At 67.6% G+C, this 15,532-nt stretch carries 15 protein-coding genes; 2 read left to right on the forward strand and 13 right to left on the reverse strand.

Annotated features, from left to right (window positions below; translation table 11 throughout):
- Positions 1–57 precede the first annotated feature (57 nt).
- A complete protein-coding gene (locus AC0IZS_RS15205; protein ID WP_471636365.1) occupies positions 58–579 on the reverse strand; it encodes a nucleoside deaminase in 522 nt (173 codons plus the stop codon).
- Entirely contained in the window at positions 576–1,619 is a 1,044-nt protein-coding gene (locus AC0IZS_RS15210; RefSeq protein ID WP_471639533.1) for an ABC transporter substrate-binding protein, read from the reverse strand. Before AC0IZS_RS15210 ends, AC0IZS_RS15205 begins: the two co-directional genes overlap by 4 nt.
- Before the next feature lie 649 nt (positions 1,620–2,268).
- Between AC0IZS_RS15210 and AC0IZS_RS15215 the strand changes: the two genes are divergently transcribed.
- The gene (locus AC0IZS_RS15215) at positions 2,269–3,303 is read left to right on the forward strand and encodes an isopenicillin N synthase family dioxygenase (protein ID WP_471636366.1); all 1,035 of its coding nucleotides are present in this window, start codon (positions 2,269–2,271) and stop codon (positions 3,301–3,303) included.
- A 23-nt stretch (positions 3,304–3,326) separates the two neighbouring features.
- Here AC0IZS_RS15215 and AC0IZS_RS15220 read toward each other — a convergent pair whose 3' ends face one another.
- The 10 genes from AC0IZS_RS15220 to AC0IZS_RS15265 form a co-directional block, all read right to left on the reverse strand.
- Entirely contained in the window at positions 3,327–3,812 is a 486-nt protein-coding gene (locus tag AC0IZS_RS15220) for a ribosomal protein L7/L12 (RefSeq protein WP_471636367.1), read from the reverse strand.
- A gap of 31 nt (positions 3,813–3,843) precedes the next feature.
- A complete protein-coding gene (locus AC0IZS_RS15225) occupies positions 3,844–4,269 on the reverse strand; it encodes a VOC family protein (RefSeq protein ID WP_471636368.1) in 426 nt (141 codons plus the stop codon).
- Complete coding sequence (locus AC0IZS_RS15230; RefSeq protein WP_471636369.1) at positions 4,266–5,246, reverse strand: isopenicillin N synthase family dioxygenase; 981 nt, start codon at positions 5,244–5,246, stop codon at positions 4,266–4,268. The genes AC0IZS_RS15225 and AC0IZS_RS15230 overlap by 4 nt, the downstream gene beginning before the upstream one ends.
- A gap of 13 nt (positions 5,247–5,259) precedes the next feature.
- Complete coding sequence (locus AC0IZS_RS15235; protein WP_471636370.1) at positions 5,260–6,294, reverse strand: ABC transporter substrate-binding protein; 1,035 nt, start codon at positions 6,292–6,294, stop codon at positions 5,260–5,262.
- A 348-nt stretch (positions 6,295–6,642) separates the two neighbouring features.
- Entirely contained in the window at positions 6,643–7,278 is a 636-nt protein-coding gene (locus AC0IZS_RS15240) for a hypothetical protein (protein ID WP_471636371.1), read from the reverse strand.
- Between the two features lie 261 nt (positions 7,279–7,539).
- A complete protein-coding gene (locus AC0IZS_RS15245) occupies positions 7,540–8,592 on the reverse strand; it encodes a patatin-like phospholipase family protein (protein WP_471636372.1) in 1,053 nt (350 codons plus the stop codon).
- Positions 8,593–8,660: 68 nt separating this feature from the next.
- Positions 8,661–9,131: a nucleoside deaminase gene (locus AC0IZS_RS15250; protein WP_471636373.1), complete on the reverse strand. Its 471-nt coding sequence runs from the start codon at positions 9,129–9,131 to the stop codon at positions 8,661–8,663.
- A gap of 10 nt (positions 9,132–9,141) precedes the next feature.
- A complete protein-coding gene (locus AC0IZS_RS15255) occupies positions 9,142–9,909 on the reverse strand; it encodes an ABC transporter permease (protein WP_322595077.1) in 768 nt (255 codons plus the stop codon).
- Between the two features lie 15 nt (positions 9,910–9,924).
- Positions 9,925–10,761 carry an ABC transporter ATP-binding protein gene (locus AC0IZS_RS15260; protein ID WP_471636374.1) on the reverse strand — a complete coding sequence of 279 codons (837 nt, stop codon included), beginning with the start codon at positions 10,759–10,761 and terminating at the stop codon, positions 9,925–9,927.
- A 103-nt stretch (positions 10,762–10,864) separates the two neighbouring features.
- Positions 10,865–11,896 carry an ABC transporter substrate-binding protein gene (locus AC0IZS_RS15265; protein ID WP_471636375.1) on the reverse strand — a complete coding sequence of 344 codons (1,032 nt, stop codon included), beginning with the start codon at positions 11,894–11,896 and terminating at the stop codon, positions 10,865–10,867.
- A gap of 329 nt (positions 11,897–12,225) precedes the next feature.
- Here AC0IZS_RS15265 and AC0IZS_RS15270 point away from each other — a divergent pair, with 329 nt between their 5' ends.
- Positions 12,226–13,044 (forward strand): HDOD domain-containing protein, encoded by an 819-nt coding sequence (locus AC0IZS_RS15270; protein ID WP_471636376.1) that lies wholly within the window; start codon positions 12,226–12,228, stop codon positions 13,042–13,044.
- Positions 13,045–13,131: 87 nt separating this feature from the next.
- Here the strand turns inward: AC0IZS_RS15270 and AC0IZS_RS15275 are convergent, their stop codons facing one another.
- Positions 13,132–15,429 (reverse strand): NADP-dependent malic enzyme, encoded by a 2,298-nt coding sequence (locus AC0IZS_RS15275; RefSeq protein ID WP_471636377.1) that lies wholly within the window; start codon positions 15,427–15,429, stop codon positions 13,132–13,134.
- Positions 15,430–15,532 lie beyond the last annotated feature (103 nt).

The following is a 15,532-nucleotide window of genomic DNA, read 5'->3' on the forward strand; positions in this document are numbered from 1 at the left end:
TGCCATGAACAATGTGTGACATGTATGCATGCCTTCTGCCGCCGTACGCGCCGGTGCTCAGCTCTTCCAAGCGCCCTGGTGCGAGGTGGACGATTCCTCGATCAGCGCCGGGCCCACGCAAGTGATGGGGTGGGGTGAGGCATGGAATACGTCGCGGCAGGAGAGCTCGGCATCGCGCTGGTCCAGCCGCTCACCGCGGAACACGCGCAGGCGCACCGCGTCGATGCCATAGACCACGCGCCCGATATTCGCCCAGTAGATGGCACCCGCGCACATCACGCAGGGCTCGGCCGACGAATACAGCGTGGCGCCGGCCAGGTCCTCTCGGCTATGCACGGGGCTGGCCAGGCGCACGGCCGAGGTCTCGGCATGCGCGGTGCAGTCGCCGTTCTCGCCGGTGGCGTTCCAGGCCTCGGCCAGCACACGGCCATCGGCTGCCACGATCAGGGCGCCAAAGGGCCGGTTGCCGCGTGCGCGGGCCTTGTCGGCCAGGACGATGGCCTGGCGCAGGTACCTGCCGTCGCGCTCGTCGAGGGGTGCCTCCTGCGGCAGCAGGTCTGCGGGGGCGGCGCTGTTCATGCCACCACCTTGCGCTCGGCCAGGGCGGGCAGGAAGGCAGGGTTGAACACGCGCTCGGGCGCGGGCTTGCGCGCCAGGTTGAACACGGTGCCCACCTCCTCGATCTGGTGCGCCAGCACGGAGCCCTGCACGCCGCCCAGGCCCACGGCCTGCGACTCTGCCGTCTGCAGGTACTGGCGCGTGATGGCCCAACGCTCGCGTTCCACCTCCATGTTCAGGATGGCTTCGCGCGCCTTGATGGCGGCAAACGCTGCTTCGGGGTTGGCCAGCGTCTCGCGCAGCGCGCGGTTGCTGGCGCGCAGGAAGGCCTTGGCCACCTCGGGTTTCTCCTGCAGCAGCTTGCCGGCCAGCACGGCGTTGCCATACAGGTGCAGGCCCGCCTTGTTGTATTCGAGCACCGACAGGTCCTTGGGCGGCACGCGCGCAAACAGCGACACAGCGGAGTCGTGGAAGTAGGTGGCGGCATCGACATCGCCGCGCACCACCACGTTGTCGCGCGCGCTGAAGTCGGTGGTCACCCAGCTGAACAGCTCGGGTGGGGTCTTGAGCGCGCGGGCCACCATGGGCCAGCTGCGGCGCGTGGCTTCCACGGCGGCGGCGGCCACCTTCTTGCCCTTGAGCGACTGGAAATCGGTGGTGATGCCGCGGTCCTTGCGGCCGATGATGACGAAGGGCGCGCGGTTGTAGTACTGGTAGATGGCCTGTACCGGTGTGTCGGCGTTCTGCGCGTGGAACTCGGCCAGCGCGCTGATGTCGCCCAGGCCGATGTCGTAGGCACCGCTGGCCACGCGCGTGATCGAGGCGACCGAGCCTGCGCCCACGTCGATGCTCACATCCAGGCCCTCGTCCTTGAAGTAGCCCTTGGCCTGCGCAAGGAAGAAGGGCGAGGTCTGGCTGGTGACGCGGAAGTCGAGCGTGAACTTGAGCGGGGTGAGCGCGCCCTGCGCATGCACCACGGCAGGCGCGGCCAGGCTGGCTGCGCCCAGCGTGGTGGCGATGGAGGAGGCAAGGGTGGTCGAGAGAAAGCGGCGGCGTTGCATCATGGCGGAGGCCCAGGTTCGGTGGAATCTCCCGGGCCCACGGGCGTGTGCTGCCGCGGGACCAGGTCGAACTGAGCAATTTCCGGGCGCCACCATCAGAAAAGGGTGGCAGCGCTGAACGCTTCTACTCGGCAGAGGCTGATGCAGAAAGCGTGCCCGGTGTCGCGAAAGCGCTGCGCCGTGCTGTGTGCCAGGCCCTTTTTGCCAGGGACTTGCCTTGGCGCAAGTCCCTGCCGGGCCTCTTGTGCATCGGGGTTGGCTGGCGCCGGGCACGCACCCGCGGTGCGCTGGCTTGGTGCGTTGATTGGTGCGTTGACGCCCTGGTTTGGTGAGGGGCAGGCCCTGGGTCTGAAGGTGCCAAGGGGCTTTCCTGTGATGGGCATGGCTGTGTTGCTGGCCTGCTGTTTGCTAGCATCCGCGCTGAGAGTAGAAGCGTTCAGTCCAGCAGATCCGCATTGCGCGGGCCGGTTGGCGGGTCATTGCTCTTGAAGCCGGTGGCGGCTTGTGTGCAGTGCGCGTGCCTTTTGCGGGCCCGCGCAGCCTGCGGGCCGTTGCCATTGTTCCCTTCAAGAGCCACATGGCGCCGTGCCGCTTCATCCCCAGCGGCCTGCCGTGTGCCTTGTTTTGATCCAACGAGGACACAGACATCATGCAGACCACCGCCGCAAACCCCGCCACAACCGTCTACGAGCCCACCGTCGCCCCCGACGTGCTGGGCGAATTGGAGAAAGAATCGCGCATGGGCGGCGCGATGGACGGCGAGACCTCCACGCGCGAAGTGCGCCGCATCGACATCTCCAACTTCGACCAGCGCAAGGAAGAGATCGCCGAGCAGCTGTGGGCCGCATCGGTCGATATCGGCTTTTTCCAGGTGACGAACCACGGCATCCCCATCGAGGACATCCGCGCCGCCTTCGCGCGGGCGCAGGTCTTCTTCGACCAGCCCAAGGACACCAAGGCCCAGTGGCCGTTGTCGCGCAACTCCGGCTGGGAGCACAAGGCGCAAATCCGCCCCTCCACGCGCACGCCGGACCAGAAGGAGTCCTACCAGATCACACGCCCGCGCATGGCCGGCCTGTGGCCCACCGAGGCCGAGCTGCCGGGCTTCCAGGCCGCTACGCTGGCCTTCGAGCGCCAGTGCTGGGAGGTGGGTATGCGCCTGCTCTCGTGCTTTGCCTACAAGCTGGGCTTTGATGCGGACTTCTTCACCCGCGCCCACAACCCCGATCTGCCCACCTACCAGAGCACGCTGCGCATGCTGCACTACTTTGCAGTAGACCCGGCGCTCAAGGACGAGCTGGGCCTGTGGCGTGCCGGCGCCCACACCGACTTCGACTGCCTCACCCTGCTGTTCCAGCGCCCCGGCCAAGGCGGCCTGCAGGTGTTGCCTGGCAAGGAAGCCGAGGGCCGCCAGTGGACCAGCGTGGAGCCGGCCGAGGGCGTGATCACCTGCAACATCGGCGACATGCTCACGCGCTGGAGCGACGACCAGTTGCCCAGCAACTTCCACCGCGTGCGCAACCCCCTGCCGAATGAATACCAGGGCGCGCGCTACAGCCTGGCCTTCTTCTGCCAGGCCAATGAAGACGCGGTCATCGAAGGCCCGGCGAAGAAGTACCCGCCCATCACCGGCGCCGAGTACCTGCGCCAGCGCATCAGCGCGAACTTCTCCAACAAGTACTGAGTGAGGGAAAGGGCGTGCGGGGCTCAGGTCCCGCCGCGCATCCAGAAGTACGCGCCCACTGCAAACACCAGCACCACGGCCACCACGATCCAGTTGCCCGCGCTGCCGCTGGGCTGCTGGCCGGGCGAAAGGCCCGGGGTGCCCGCACCCATGCCGATGGAGGCAGGCTCGCCCATGGACTGCTCGATCGCATCGGCCCGCTCCTTGGCCTCCTTGAGGCCCAGGCCCTCATGGTCGCGCAGCAGGCGGATGGCCTCGATCTTGTTGCCTTCGGCCAGGGCCTGGCGCACTGCGTCAGGCACGTGGAAACGGTCCATGGGCTGTGCGGCGCGGGCCGCCAAGGGCAGTGCATCGCCACGCTGGTGCGCGTCGATCAGGTCCTTGGCCTCCTTGAGGCCCAGGCCCGTGGCGGCACGCAGGCGCTTGATGGCCTCGATGGGCTGGCCCGCGTCGAGCGCGGCCTGCACGTCGGGCGGCAAAGGGTGTCCGGGGCTGGGGGTGTTCTGCATCGGCGCGTTGTACCACGCGCCCCGGCGCCGCTCATGCCGATGCGGCAGCCCGGCCGAAGGCGCTGAGGCGGAACACATTGTCCTCCGGGTCCGCCAGCACCACCTGCCACTGGCCGTAGTAGGTGGGGTAGGGCGGCTTGATGAGCTGCCCGCCCAGCACCGTGGCCTGGTGGCCCGCAGCGTCCACGGCCTCGGGCGTGGCAAGCATGAAGGTAGCGTAGCCCGTCACGCTGCGGGGTGGCAGTTGGGCCTCGTCGGGCCGGCGGTCGGCCAGGCCCAGCAGGGCATAGGCTTCGGGCGCGTTGAAGCCCAGCTGGAAGTGCTCGGTCTCCACCGCGCGGTAGATGGGTGAGCGCGTGCCCGGGGCTTCGGGAAGTTGCAGCAGCGCCTGGTAGAACTGCAACTGCGCCTCGATGTCGCGGCAAAACAGGTTGAACCAAAGCTTCGTCGCCGTCATGCCATCGCCGCCTTTTTCTTGCCATCGGCCAGACCATAGGTCTTGCGGTACATGGCCTGCAGGTGCTCGCCCACGGTGCAGGGCTCGAAGCGCGGTGCCTCGCCAGCGGGCACGCAGGTGGCGACCGGGGCCACGCGCGCCTCGTAGTCGGGCGTGTAGAAAAAAGGGATCGAGTGGCGCGGCACCCCGCCGCTGTGCAGGTTGCGCACGCGGTGCGGGTTGGAGCGGTACAGGCCGTTGGTCCATCGCGGAATCATGTCGCCCAGGTTCACGACGAGCGCACCCTCAACGGGCGTGGCGGCCGTCCACTCGCCGCTGGGCAGCTTCACCTCCAGCCCGCCATGCTGGTCCTGTGCGAGCAGGGTGATGGCGCCCCAGTCGGTGTGCTCGCCCGCACCGAAGGTGAGTGCGTCGGCCCCCTCGGGGTGCGGCGGGTAGCGCAGTAGCCGCAGCGTGAGCATGGGGTTGGCATGCGTGTGGTCGAAGTAGTCCTCGGGCAGGCCGAGCGACAGGGCCATGAGCTGCATGAGCCGCAGCGCCAGTTGCTGCATGGCGGCGATGTAGGCGCGGCACTGGTCGCCGAGTTCGGGCCACTGCGCGGGCCACTGGTTGCTGCCGTACGAGTGGTAGCCGCGCTGCACGTAGGGGTGGTCGGCCGCGTAGTCGAACCCGCAGTAGAAGCTCTCCTTGAGGTCGGGGCGCGCGCCGGCGTCCAGCGTCTGGCCACCCAGGCTCTCATAGCCGCGCATGGAGGGCGAGCGGTGCAGCGAGATGGCCTCCTTCTCGGCCAGGGGCAGGTCGAAAAACTGCTGCACCAACGCGAACTGGCGCGCGATGAGCTCCTGCGGCACGCCGTGGTTCACCACGTAGAAGAAGCCGGGGCCCATGCAGGCCTGGCGCAGCGCGGCAGCCACGTCGGCGCCGCGCGGGGCGCCGGTGTGCAGCGCCCCGGTGAGGTCGATGAGGGGGATGCCCATGGCAATGCCTCGGTCAGCCCTTGAGCTTGCGGTCTGCCGCCGTGGGCAGGAAGCGCTCGGTCCAGATGTCGGCCACGGCCAGGCTGGTCTTGAGGCCGAAGGCCGCCACCGTCTCGTCGATGGTGGCCTGCAGGCGCGCCGGGGTGGCGGCGCCCCAGCCGTTGGCGCGGGTCTCGGCGGTCTTCATGGTGCCGTCCACGATGAGCTGCAGGCGTTCGAGCTCGATGGCCTCGTTGGCCAGCGGCTCGCGCGCCTTGATGGCGGCGGCCCCGGCCTTGGGGTCGGCAATCGCCTCGATCCACCCGCGCGTGGTGGCCTTCACGAAGGCCTTCATCGCGTCGGGCGACTCCTGCATCGTCCTGGGGCTGGCCACCAGGCCGTTGCCGTACGACTGCATGCCGAAGTCCGAGAAGCGGAACACAGTGAGCTGCTCGGGCCCCATGCCGCGCGCCTTGAGGTTGAGCAGCCCGGTAAAGAAGAAATAGGCCGCCGCGTCGAAGTCGCCCTTGACGAAGCGCGTGTCGCCGATATCGGGCGCCACGTTCTCCCACTTCACGCCGCCCGTGTCGAAGCCCTGGGCCTTGGCGAACACCGGAAACAGCTTGCGCGAGGCGTTGAAGGGCTGCCCGAGGATGGTCTTGCCGGCCAGGTCGGCGGGCTTCTTGATGGGGCCGTCCTTGCGCACCATCACTGCGTTGGGGTTCAGGTCGTACTGGATGGCCACGGCGGCCAGCCTGGCGCTCGGGTTGGCGGTGTTGAACTCGATCATGGTCGACAGGTCGGCCGAGGCCACGTCGTAGGCCCCGCCCGCCACCAGGCTGATGGCCGACGCCGAGCCGTTGCCGGTGTCGATGGCCACGTCCAGCCCTGCGTCCTTGTAGTAGCCGCGCTGGTGCGCGAGCAGAAAGCCCGCGCCCGAGGCCTCGATCTTCCAGCCCAGGTTGAACTTGAACTTCTGCAGGTTGCCCTGGGCAAAGGCCAGGGGAGAAGCGGAGCCGACAAAGGCTGCGGCGCCGGCGGCTTGAAGCAGGGAACGACGTTTCATCATGATGGCACTCCGTCACAGGTGGGTCGGAACCACCGGCAGTGCCAGCAAGGCGGGTGCATGGGAGAGATGAACGAAGCCGGTGCACCCGCGCGCTTGAAGACACAGCCGGCGCCCATGCGGTGCATGGGCAGCGGTCTTCAAGAGCAATTTCCGGACGCCCGGGCCGTGCGCAGCACCGTGGCGGTGCAGGCGCGGACCATGGCGGTGAACGCTTCTACTCTTGGGGGTGCAGGTGCAACATCCGTGCCATTGGGCCGGTGACACGCCAGCGCTTGGCCGGCTGGGGGGCCGCCCTCCTCACCGGCTTGGAAGCGCCAGCGCTGCCAGTTCGCTCGCAGAGCGCGTGACCTACTCCTCGCGCAAGCCGTTCAGCGCCGCAAAGACATGCCGCTGTCCCATGAGCATGGCCAGATAGCCGACCAGCTCCATCCATTCTTCAAGAACGACTTCATGCCCGTGGAGCATCTGCACAATGGGGAGTCCCAACAGATGCCCGTCCGCGTAGGTGCTGCCCAGCGCTGCGAACAGCAGGATGGTGAACTCCGCCGACGGAAAATTCCCCGTGCGCACGAGCCGCCACAGCATCCGGTCAAGACGCAATCGCGCAGCAAAGCCCAGTGCGCAAAGGGCAAAGACAGCGACCAGCGGCCGAATCGCCTCGTGGTACCACAGGACCGAGGAGGAATAAAAAGGGCCGTCGGGCATGACCACCACGGGAGCGCCCAACGCGGCGCCCCAGCTCAGCTCGCGCGCGCCCATCAGGAACCAGGTGGGCGCACAGAGGAGGCCGAATGCCCTGATCGCGGATGGAAGGCCCTCGCGCGTGCTGACCCGGGCAAACTGCACTGCCATCAGCCCGCCACCGACCAGTACCAGCACCTGGCTGTTTTCGATCCAGCCGTTCTCCCATCCGGCCGACGGCGGCAGGCGAATGGCAAGGGCGTATCCCAGCACCAAGGCCAGGGACAGGAAGGTCAGCAACACACGCCGCCCTGTTGCGGTCGGCCACCAACTCGATTGCCGCGCCAGTACCACCATCCCTGGTCTGCCCATCACCGGTGGCCCTTCATGGGTTGGCGGGCCTGGGTCCACGTCGCCTTCGACCGGGATACTCTGTAGTCGCTCTTCATCGTGCCAAGTCTCGCACTTTCGGGCGCCGGGCGCTCGCGGCGGGTTTTGCAGGGCATGTCACCGCGCCCCGGTGCGCGAGCGCAGGTTCTTTTGCCGCCTTTTCCTGGCAGGCCGTTACCTGGCCGACGGCGCGGGGCAGCCCTCGCCCATGCCTGCCATACCGGCCAGCCGCTGCAGGCGCGAGCGGTTGTCCAGGCAGGCCTTGTGCTCGGCATCGATGATCTGCTGGCGGGTCTGTTGCGCGGCACGCGCGCGTTCGGCCTGCAGCTGGGCGATGCGCTCGCGCAACTGCGGCATGGCGGCCAGGGCAGCCTTTTCGCCTTCGAGGATGGCGCTGGCGCGCTGGCTGAAATCGGCAGCGCCGATGTCCAGCACCAGCGGGCGGATGACCACGTCGGCGCGGGCCAGCTCGGCCTCGCCCAGCTTCTGGCCCATGATGGCGATGGACTGGCCCAGCGTGCCCAGCATGTCACCGGGCGACTTGCCACGTGCCTTGTTTGAGATGTCCACCGCCACCACCACGTCGGCGCCCAGCTGGCGCGCGGCATCCACCGGCACAGGGCTGACGATGCCGCCATCCACGAAGTGGTACTTGCCGATGGTCACGGGCTGGAACACGCCGGGCACGCTGCTCGATGCGCGCACCGCCTGGCCGGTGTTGCCGCGCGCGAACACGGTGCGCTCGCCGTCCTCCAGGCGCGTGGCGACCACCACGAAGGGCTTGGCCATCTGCTCCAGCGGCTTGCGGCCCACCTGCTCGTTCACATAGTCTTCGAGCTTCTTGCCCAGCACCAGCCCGCCGGTGGAAAACTGCAGGTCGCGGATCTTGGCCTCGTCCAGGGCCACGGCCTTCTCCTGCATCTCGAAGGCGTTCATCCCGCTCGCATACAGTGCGCCGACCACGCTGCCCGCGCTGGTGCCGGCAATGAACGCGGGCGCAAAGCCATTGGCCTCCAGCATCTTGATCACGCCGATGTGCGCAAAGCCCTTGGCTGCGCCGCCGCCCAGGGCGATGCCGACCTTGATGGGGGCCGGGCCGCTGGCCTGGATGGCAGGCGCTGGCGCAGCGGCTGCCGGCTGGCTCGGGGCGGTGCCGCCGCCGCATGCGGCCAGGCCCGCCACGGCCAGTGCGAGCGCCAGGGGGCGGAAAAAGAAGTCCAGGCGCATGCGAAAGATCCTGTGGTCGACAGGGCGGCGAGTATATCGATAGCCTCTTTCCGCAGTCGGGCCCAGGGTCAGCGCCAGAAATCCCGGTGCAGGGCCGTGATCGCTTCTTCAAGGGAAGGCACCGGCCCCAGCACCTCGGTGGCGCGCTGGCCGGCGGCGAAGACCGTGCGGCAGGGCAGGTCCAGCGTCGGGTTCTCGGGGTGGTCGCCGGTCAGCGCCCTGAGCGCGGATTCCTCGGCGCCATACAGCACCCGGCCGATGCCCGCCCAGTAGATGGTGCCGGCGCACATGGCGCAGGGCTCGAAGGTGGTGACCAGCGTGCACTGCGCCAGGTAGGCGCCGGGGTAATTAGCCGCTGCCGTGCGTGCCAGCGTGCTCTCGGCATGGTTCACGGTGTCGATGTTGCCCTGCTCGGCCAGCACGGTCTCGCCGTCGGGTGCGACCAGCAGGGCGCCGAAGGGGTGGCGGCCCATGCCCATGGCGCGCTGCGCCACGGTGTTGGCGCGGCGCAGCAGCGTGGCCGCCTGGGCTTCGCTCAACGCCGTCGCTTTATTCACCCTGCGAACCCCGGTGCGCCCAGCCCGTGGTGCGCTTCTCGATCCAGCTGAACAGTTCGTACATCACCATGGCCATGGCGCCCACCACCATCAGGCCGGCAAAGGCCAGGCCCATCTGCATGGACGAGCCGGCGCTGATCAGCAGGTAGCCGATGCCCTCGTTGGCGGCGGTCATCTCCGACACGGTGGTGCCCACGAAGGCCAGGGTGATGGCCACCTTGAGTGAGCCGAAGAAGTAGGGCATGGAGCGTGGCAGGCCCACCTTGGTGAGCACGTCCCAGCGCTTGGCGCCCAGCACGCGCAGCACGTCTTCCAGCTCGGGCTCCAGCGTGGCCAGGCCGGTGGCGATGTTTACCATGATCGGGAAGAAGCTGATCAAAAAGGCCGTGAGGATGGCCGGCCCCACGCCGATGCCGAACCACACCACCAGGATGGGCACGAAGGCCGCCTTGGGCAGGGCGTTGAAGGCCGTCATCAGCGGGTACACGGCGGCATACGCCAGGCGCGAGGAGCCAATCACGAAGCCCAGCAGCACGCCGACCACGATGGCGATGCCAAAGCCCGCCATGGTGACCCAGTAGGTGCGCCATGCGTGGCCGGCAATGACGCCGCCAAACTCCACCAGCTGCGTGCCGATGGCCCACGGGCTGGGGAAGATGAATTCCGAGACGTTGAAGGCCGAGCAGATGATCTGCCACAGGATGATGGTGGCCACCAGCAGGATCCAGGGCGACCAGCGTTCGAGGTTCTTGTTGTGCATGGGAATCTATGGAGCCTATTGCGGGATGGGGGTGGCAGGCTTGCCTGCACCCTGGCGTATGGCGCCGATGTGGCCGCGCAGCTCGTGCACGATGTCGCTGAACTCCTTGGTGTAGGTCAGCTCCAGGTCGCGCGGGCGCGGCAGCTCGATCTCGCGGCGCACCACGAAGCGGCCGGGGCTCTTGCTCATCACGTACACCGTATCGGCCAGAAAGACCGATTCGCGCAGGTCGTGCGTCACCAGGATGACGTTGAATTTCTGCTCGGTCCACAGGTCGCGCAGAATGCACCACAGCTCCTCGCGCGTGAACGCGTCGAGCGCGCCGAAGGGCTCGTCCAGCAGCAGCATCTTGGGCTCGTGGATCAGCGCGCGGCAGATGCTGGCGCGCTGCTGCATGCCGCCCGACAGCTGCCAGGGGAACTTGTCCTCGTAGCCGCCCAGGCCCACCTTCTGCAGCAGCTTGCGCGCACGCTCCTCGTACTCCTTGCGCTTTTGCTTGAAGTTGCTGCGGTAGGGCTCCACGATCTCCAGCGGCAGCAGCACGTTGTCCACGGTGGTGCGCCAGGGCAGTAGCGAAGGCGCCTGGAAGGCCATGCCCGATATCTTGAGCGGCCCGGTCACGGGCTTGCCGTCGATCAGGATCTTGCCCATCGAGGGCATCTTCAGGCCCGTTGCCAGCTTCATGAAGGTCGATTTGCCGCAACCCGAGGGGCCGACAATGGCGATGAACTCGCCCTGGCGGACCTGCAGGTCGATGGCCTCGACGGCGAAGTGGTTCTGCGCGCGCAGCTCGTCGTTGTAGGCGAGCCAGACGTCACGAAAATCCACGAAATAGGAATCGGCAGCCGTCATTGGATGGTGTTCTTGTGGGCTGGGCCCGCCAGCCCGTAAAAGGCGGCTGGGCGGGCGGGTCGGAGGGAATGCATCGGCCAGCGGCACGCCGCTGGCCGTGGGGTCACTTCTTGGGAAGGATGTTCAGCTCGGCTGCAGGGGGCAGGAAGGCGTCGGTCCACACGTCGTCGGCCTTCACGCGGGTCTTGGTGTTGAAGGCGTCGGACACCTGCGAGGCCATCAGCGACAGGCGGCCGGGCACGGCCTTGCCGAAGCCTTCGGCGCGCGCGTCGGGGCTGTTGATCACGGTGTCGATGGCCAGCTGCAGGCGGCGGGTTTCCAGCGGCACGTTGACGATGCCGTCACGCGCCTTCACATGCTCGATGGAGGCGGCCGGGTTGGCCATGACTTCCTTGGCGCCCTTGGTGAAGGCCTTCAGGAAGGCCTTGATCGCGGCGGGGTTCTCCTTGATGAGCTTGGGCGAGGCGATGATCACGTTGCCGTAGAGCTTCACGCCGAAGTCGGCATAGGGCAGCACCACCACGTCGGCGGCCTTGGCGCCGCGCGCCTCCAGGTTCAGCAGCGAGGTGAAGGTGAAGCCGGTGATGGCGTCCACGTCGCCGCGCACCAGCATGGTCTCGCGCAGCGGAGGGTCCATGGCGGTCCACTGCACGCTGCCCACGCCGTTGGCCTTCTGGAAGATCGGGAACGCGCGGCGGCCGGCGTCGAACACCGGGGCGCCGAGCTTCTTGCCTGCCAGGTCGGCCGGCTTGGTGATGCCGCTCTTCTTGAGCGCCATGACCGAGGCCGGGGTGTTGTTGTAGACCATCATCACCGCCACGGGCTTGTTCTGCGCGTCGGGGTTGTTGGCGTGGAATTCCATCACGGCGGCCAGGTCGGCAAAGCCCATGTCGTAGGTGCCCGAGGCCACGCGCTGCACGGCACCGCCCGAACCGTTGCCGGCGTCCACCGTCACGTCCAGGCCCGCTGCCTTGAAGTAGCCCTTGGCCACGGGTTGCAGGAACAGGGCGGCAGGGCCCTCGAAGCGCCAGTCGAGCTGGAACTTGATGGGCGTGGTGGCCTGCGCATGGGCCACGGAGAAGCTGCCGGCGGCGACCAGCAGCACAGCGGCTTGCAGGAGGGAGCGTTTGTTCATGGGTAAGGTTCCTGTCGGGAGTGGCAGAGAAGTAAAAAGCGAAACGCGCTGGCAGCCGGGATGCACCGCCTGCGTGCGATGCCAAGCAATCAGCAAAAACGATGCCCGCTTTCAGGGGAGCGGGGCCGGTGTGGCGCCTATTGTTCGCCAGATTGGTGCGTGCAGCCCTAGAGGCTTTCCCGAAATGGTGCATCAGCGCTGTATGCCACGGTGGTACATCCGCGATTCCCCAGGCAGGTGCGCGCATTGGGGCAAACGCGCACCCGCGACCGGCGTGCCGGTGGTACAACGAAAGTCCATTCGAATCCAACGGACAAGGAGGGAACCCCATGGCGAATATCCAGGAATTCTTCGAGAACGTGCAACTGCCCACCATCCCCGATGTGGCGCGCGAGCTGATCGCCACCATGAAGGACGACGACATCCCCTTCGAGAAGGTGCGCGGCGCGATTTCCAAGGACCCGGCCCTCACGGCCAAGCTGATCCGCCTGGCCAACAGCGCCCGTTTCGGCCTGCCGCGCCAGGTGGCCTCGCTCGACGACGCCATCACCATGGTGGGCCTGAACCAGGTGCGCACGCTGGCCCTGGCATCGTGCATGTCCGGCGTGTTCAAGGACGCGCAGGGTGTGGACGCCGAAGCCTTCTGGAGGGAAAGCATGGCCATCGCCGGCTACTCGCAGTGGCTGGCGCGCACCCTGGGCTCGGACGTGCAGGAGTCCTGGCTGGCCGGATTTCTGGTGCGCCTGGGCGAGCTCATCATCGCGCAGAAGATGCCCGAGCAGATTCCCGCCATCGAACAGCTACCGCACCATGCGGGTGGCCGCTGGGAGCGCGAGCGCTCGCTGCTGGGCTTCACCGAAGCGCAGGTCACCGGCGAGCTGGCGCGCCGCTGGCGCTTCCCGGACACCATCGTGCGTGCGCTGGAGACGGCCGAGGACCCCGTGGCCTCCAATCCGTTCTGCCGCCTGGGCGGCATCCTGCACGTGGCCACCCTGCTGGCCGAGATCGGGCTCGAAGAACCCAAATCCCCCGCCGACACCATTGCCAGCCTGCCCGCCGAAGTGACCCGCGCCCTGCAGCTCGATGCCGACTGGCTCATCGAGCACCTGCCGCCCGTGGCCGGCTACGTGGACGTGTCCGTGCGCTAGAAGCGGCGCTGACCAAAGAAAAGGCCCGCTGGCGTGAAGCCTGCGGGCCTTGCACACTGGGGCTGCTGGTGCAGCCGCAGTGCCTGCTTACTTCGCGCGTGACGCCGCGTTGGCAGCCGCCAGCGCCGTCATGTTCACCACGCGGCGCACCGTGGCCGACGGCGTCAGCACGTGGGCCGAGGCGGCCGCACCGAGCAGGATGGGGCCGATGGTCGTGCCCTGGCCACTGGTGGTCTTGAGCACGTTGAACAGGATGTTCGCCGCATCCAGGTTGGGGCAGATCAGCACGTTGGCCGCGCCCTGCAGCGTGGTCTCCAGCAGGCTGGTCTTGCGCACGCTCTCGGACAGGGCCGCATCGCCATGCAACTCGCCGTCGCATTCGATGTGGGGCGCGGCCTGCGCGAACAAATCGCGCGCCAGGCGCATCTTGCGCGCCGATGCGCGGTTGGACGAACCGTAGTTGGAGTGCGACAGAAAGGCCACCTTGGGCGGCAGGCCAAAGCGCTGCACCTCGTCCGCGGCCATCTGGGCAATCGCGGCCAGGTGCTCGGCGTCGGGGTCTTCGTTGATGTAGGTGTCTGCTATGAACAGCGTGTGCTCGGGCAGCATCAGCGCGTTCACCGTGGCAAAGCCGGGCGCACCCTTCTTCACGCCGATGATGTCGCGGATGTGGTCCAGGTGGCTGTCGAACTTGCCGACCAGGCCGCAGAGCATGGCGTCCGCATCACCGAGCTTGACCATGAGCGCGGCGATCAGCGTGTTGGAGCGGCGCACCGCGGCCTTCGAAGCCTCGGGCGTGGCGCCACGGCGCCCCATGAGCTGGTGGTAAGTCTCCCAGTACTGGCGAAAGCGCGGGTCGTCCTCGGGGTCGCAGATCTCCACGTCCTTGCCCGGCTGCAGGCGCAGACCGGCCTTGGCGATGCGCGTGGCGATCACCGCTGGGCGGCCGATCAGGATGGGCCTGGCCAGGCCATCGTCCACCGCCACCTGCACGGCACGCAGCACGCGCTCATCCTCGCCCTCGGCATAGGCCACGCGCTTGAGGTCGGCCTTGGCCGCTGCGAACACGGGGCGCATGAACATGCTGGTCTGGTAGACGAAGCGCGTCAGGCTCTCGCGGTAGGCCGCATAGTCGGTGATGGGGCGCGTGGCCACGCCCGATGCCTCGGCGGCCTTGGCCACGGCGGGCGCGATGCGCAGGATCAGGCGCGCGTCGAAGGGCGTGGGGATCAGGTAGTCGGGCCCGAAGGAGAGTTCCTTGCCCGCATAGGCGGCGGCCACCTCGTCGCTCATCTCGGCCTTGGCCAGGTCGGCGATCTCGCGCACGCAGGCCAGCTTCATGGCCTCGGTGATCTTGGTGGCGCCGCAGTCCAGCGCGCCGCGGAAGATGTAGGGGAAGCACAGGACGTTGTTGACCTGGTTCGGGTAGTCCGAGCGGCCCGTGGCGATGATGCAGTCCGGCCGCACGGCCTTGGCCAGCTCGGGGCGGATCTCGGGCTCGGGGTTGGCCAGCGCCAGGATGATGGGCTTGGCCGCCATGCTCTTGGCCATGTCGGCTGTCAGCACGCCGGGGGCCGAGCAGCCCAGGAACACGTCGGCGCCGCTCACCACGTCGGCCAGGGTGCGGGCCTCGGTCTTTTGCGCGTAGCGCTGCTTGGAGGCATCGAGCCCACCGGGGCGGCCTTCGTAGATCACGCCCTTGGAGTCCACCATGAAGACGTTCTCGCGCTTCACGCCCAGGCCCACCATCACGTCCACGCAGGCAATGGCGGCAGCGCCCGCGCCCGAGACGGCGATCTTCACCGCGCCGATCTCCTTGCCCACCAGCTCCAGGCCGTTGAGCAGCGCGGCGCTGGAGATGATGGCCGTGCCATGCTGGTCGTCGTGGAAGACGGGGATGTTCAGCCGGTCCGACAGCTTCTTCTCGATGTAGAAGCACTCGGGCGCCTTGATGTCTTCGAGGTTGATGCCGCCCAGCGTGGGCTCCAGCGCCGCGATGATCTCGACCAGCTTGTCCGGGTCGCGCTCGGCCAGCTCGATGTCGAACACATCCACGCCGGCGAACTTCTTGAACAGGCAGCCCTTGCCCTCCATCACCGGCTTGCTGGCCAGCGGGCCGATGTCGCCCAGGCCCAGCACGGCCGTGCCGTTGGTGATCACGCCCACCAGGTTGCCGCGCGAGGTGTAGTCGAACGCCTTGGACGGGTCGGCCTCGATGTCCAGGCACGGATAGGCCACGCCCGGCGAGTACGCCAGCGACAGGTCGCGCTGGTTGGACAGGGGCTTGGTGGGGGTGACCGCGATCTTGCCCCGGCTGGGGTTGCGGTGGTATTCGCGAGCGGCGTCGCGCAATGCCGCTTCGGCAGCGGAAAGGTTCTGTGTCATACGGAAATCCTGCAGGAGATTCTCAGCAAATGCCAAAAATGAGCTTACTCCATGGCGGAGGCGATGGGAGTGAGGGTTAATGCGTTGATTGCATGGGATCCAA

The organism is Acidovorax sp. AC410, assembly GCF_979253235.1.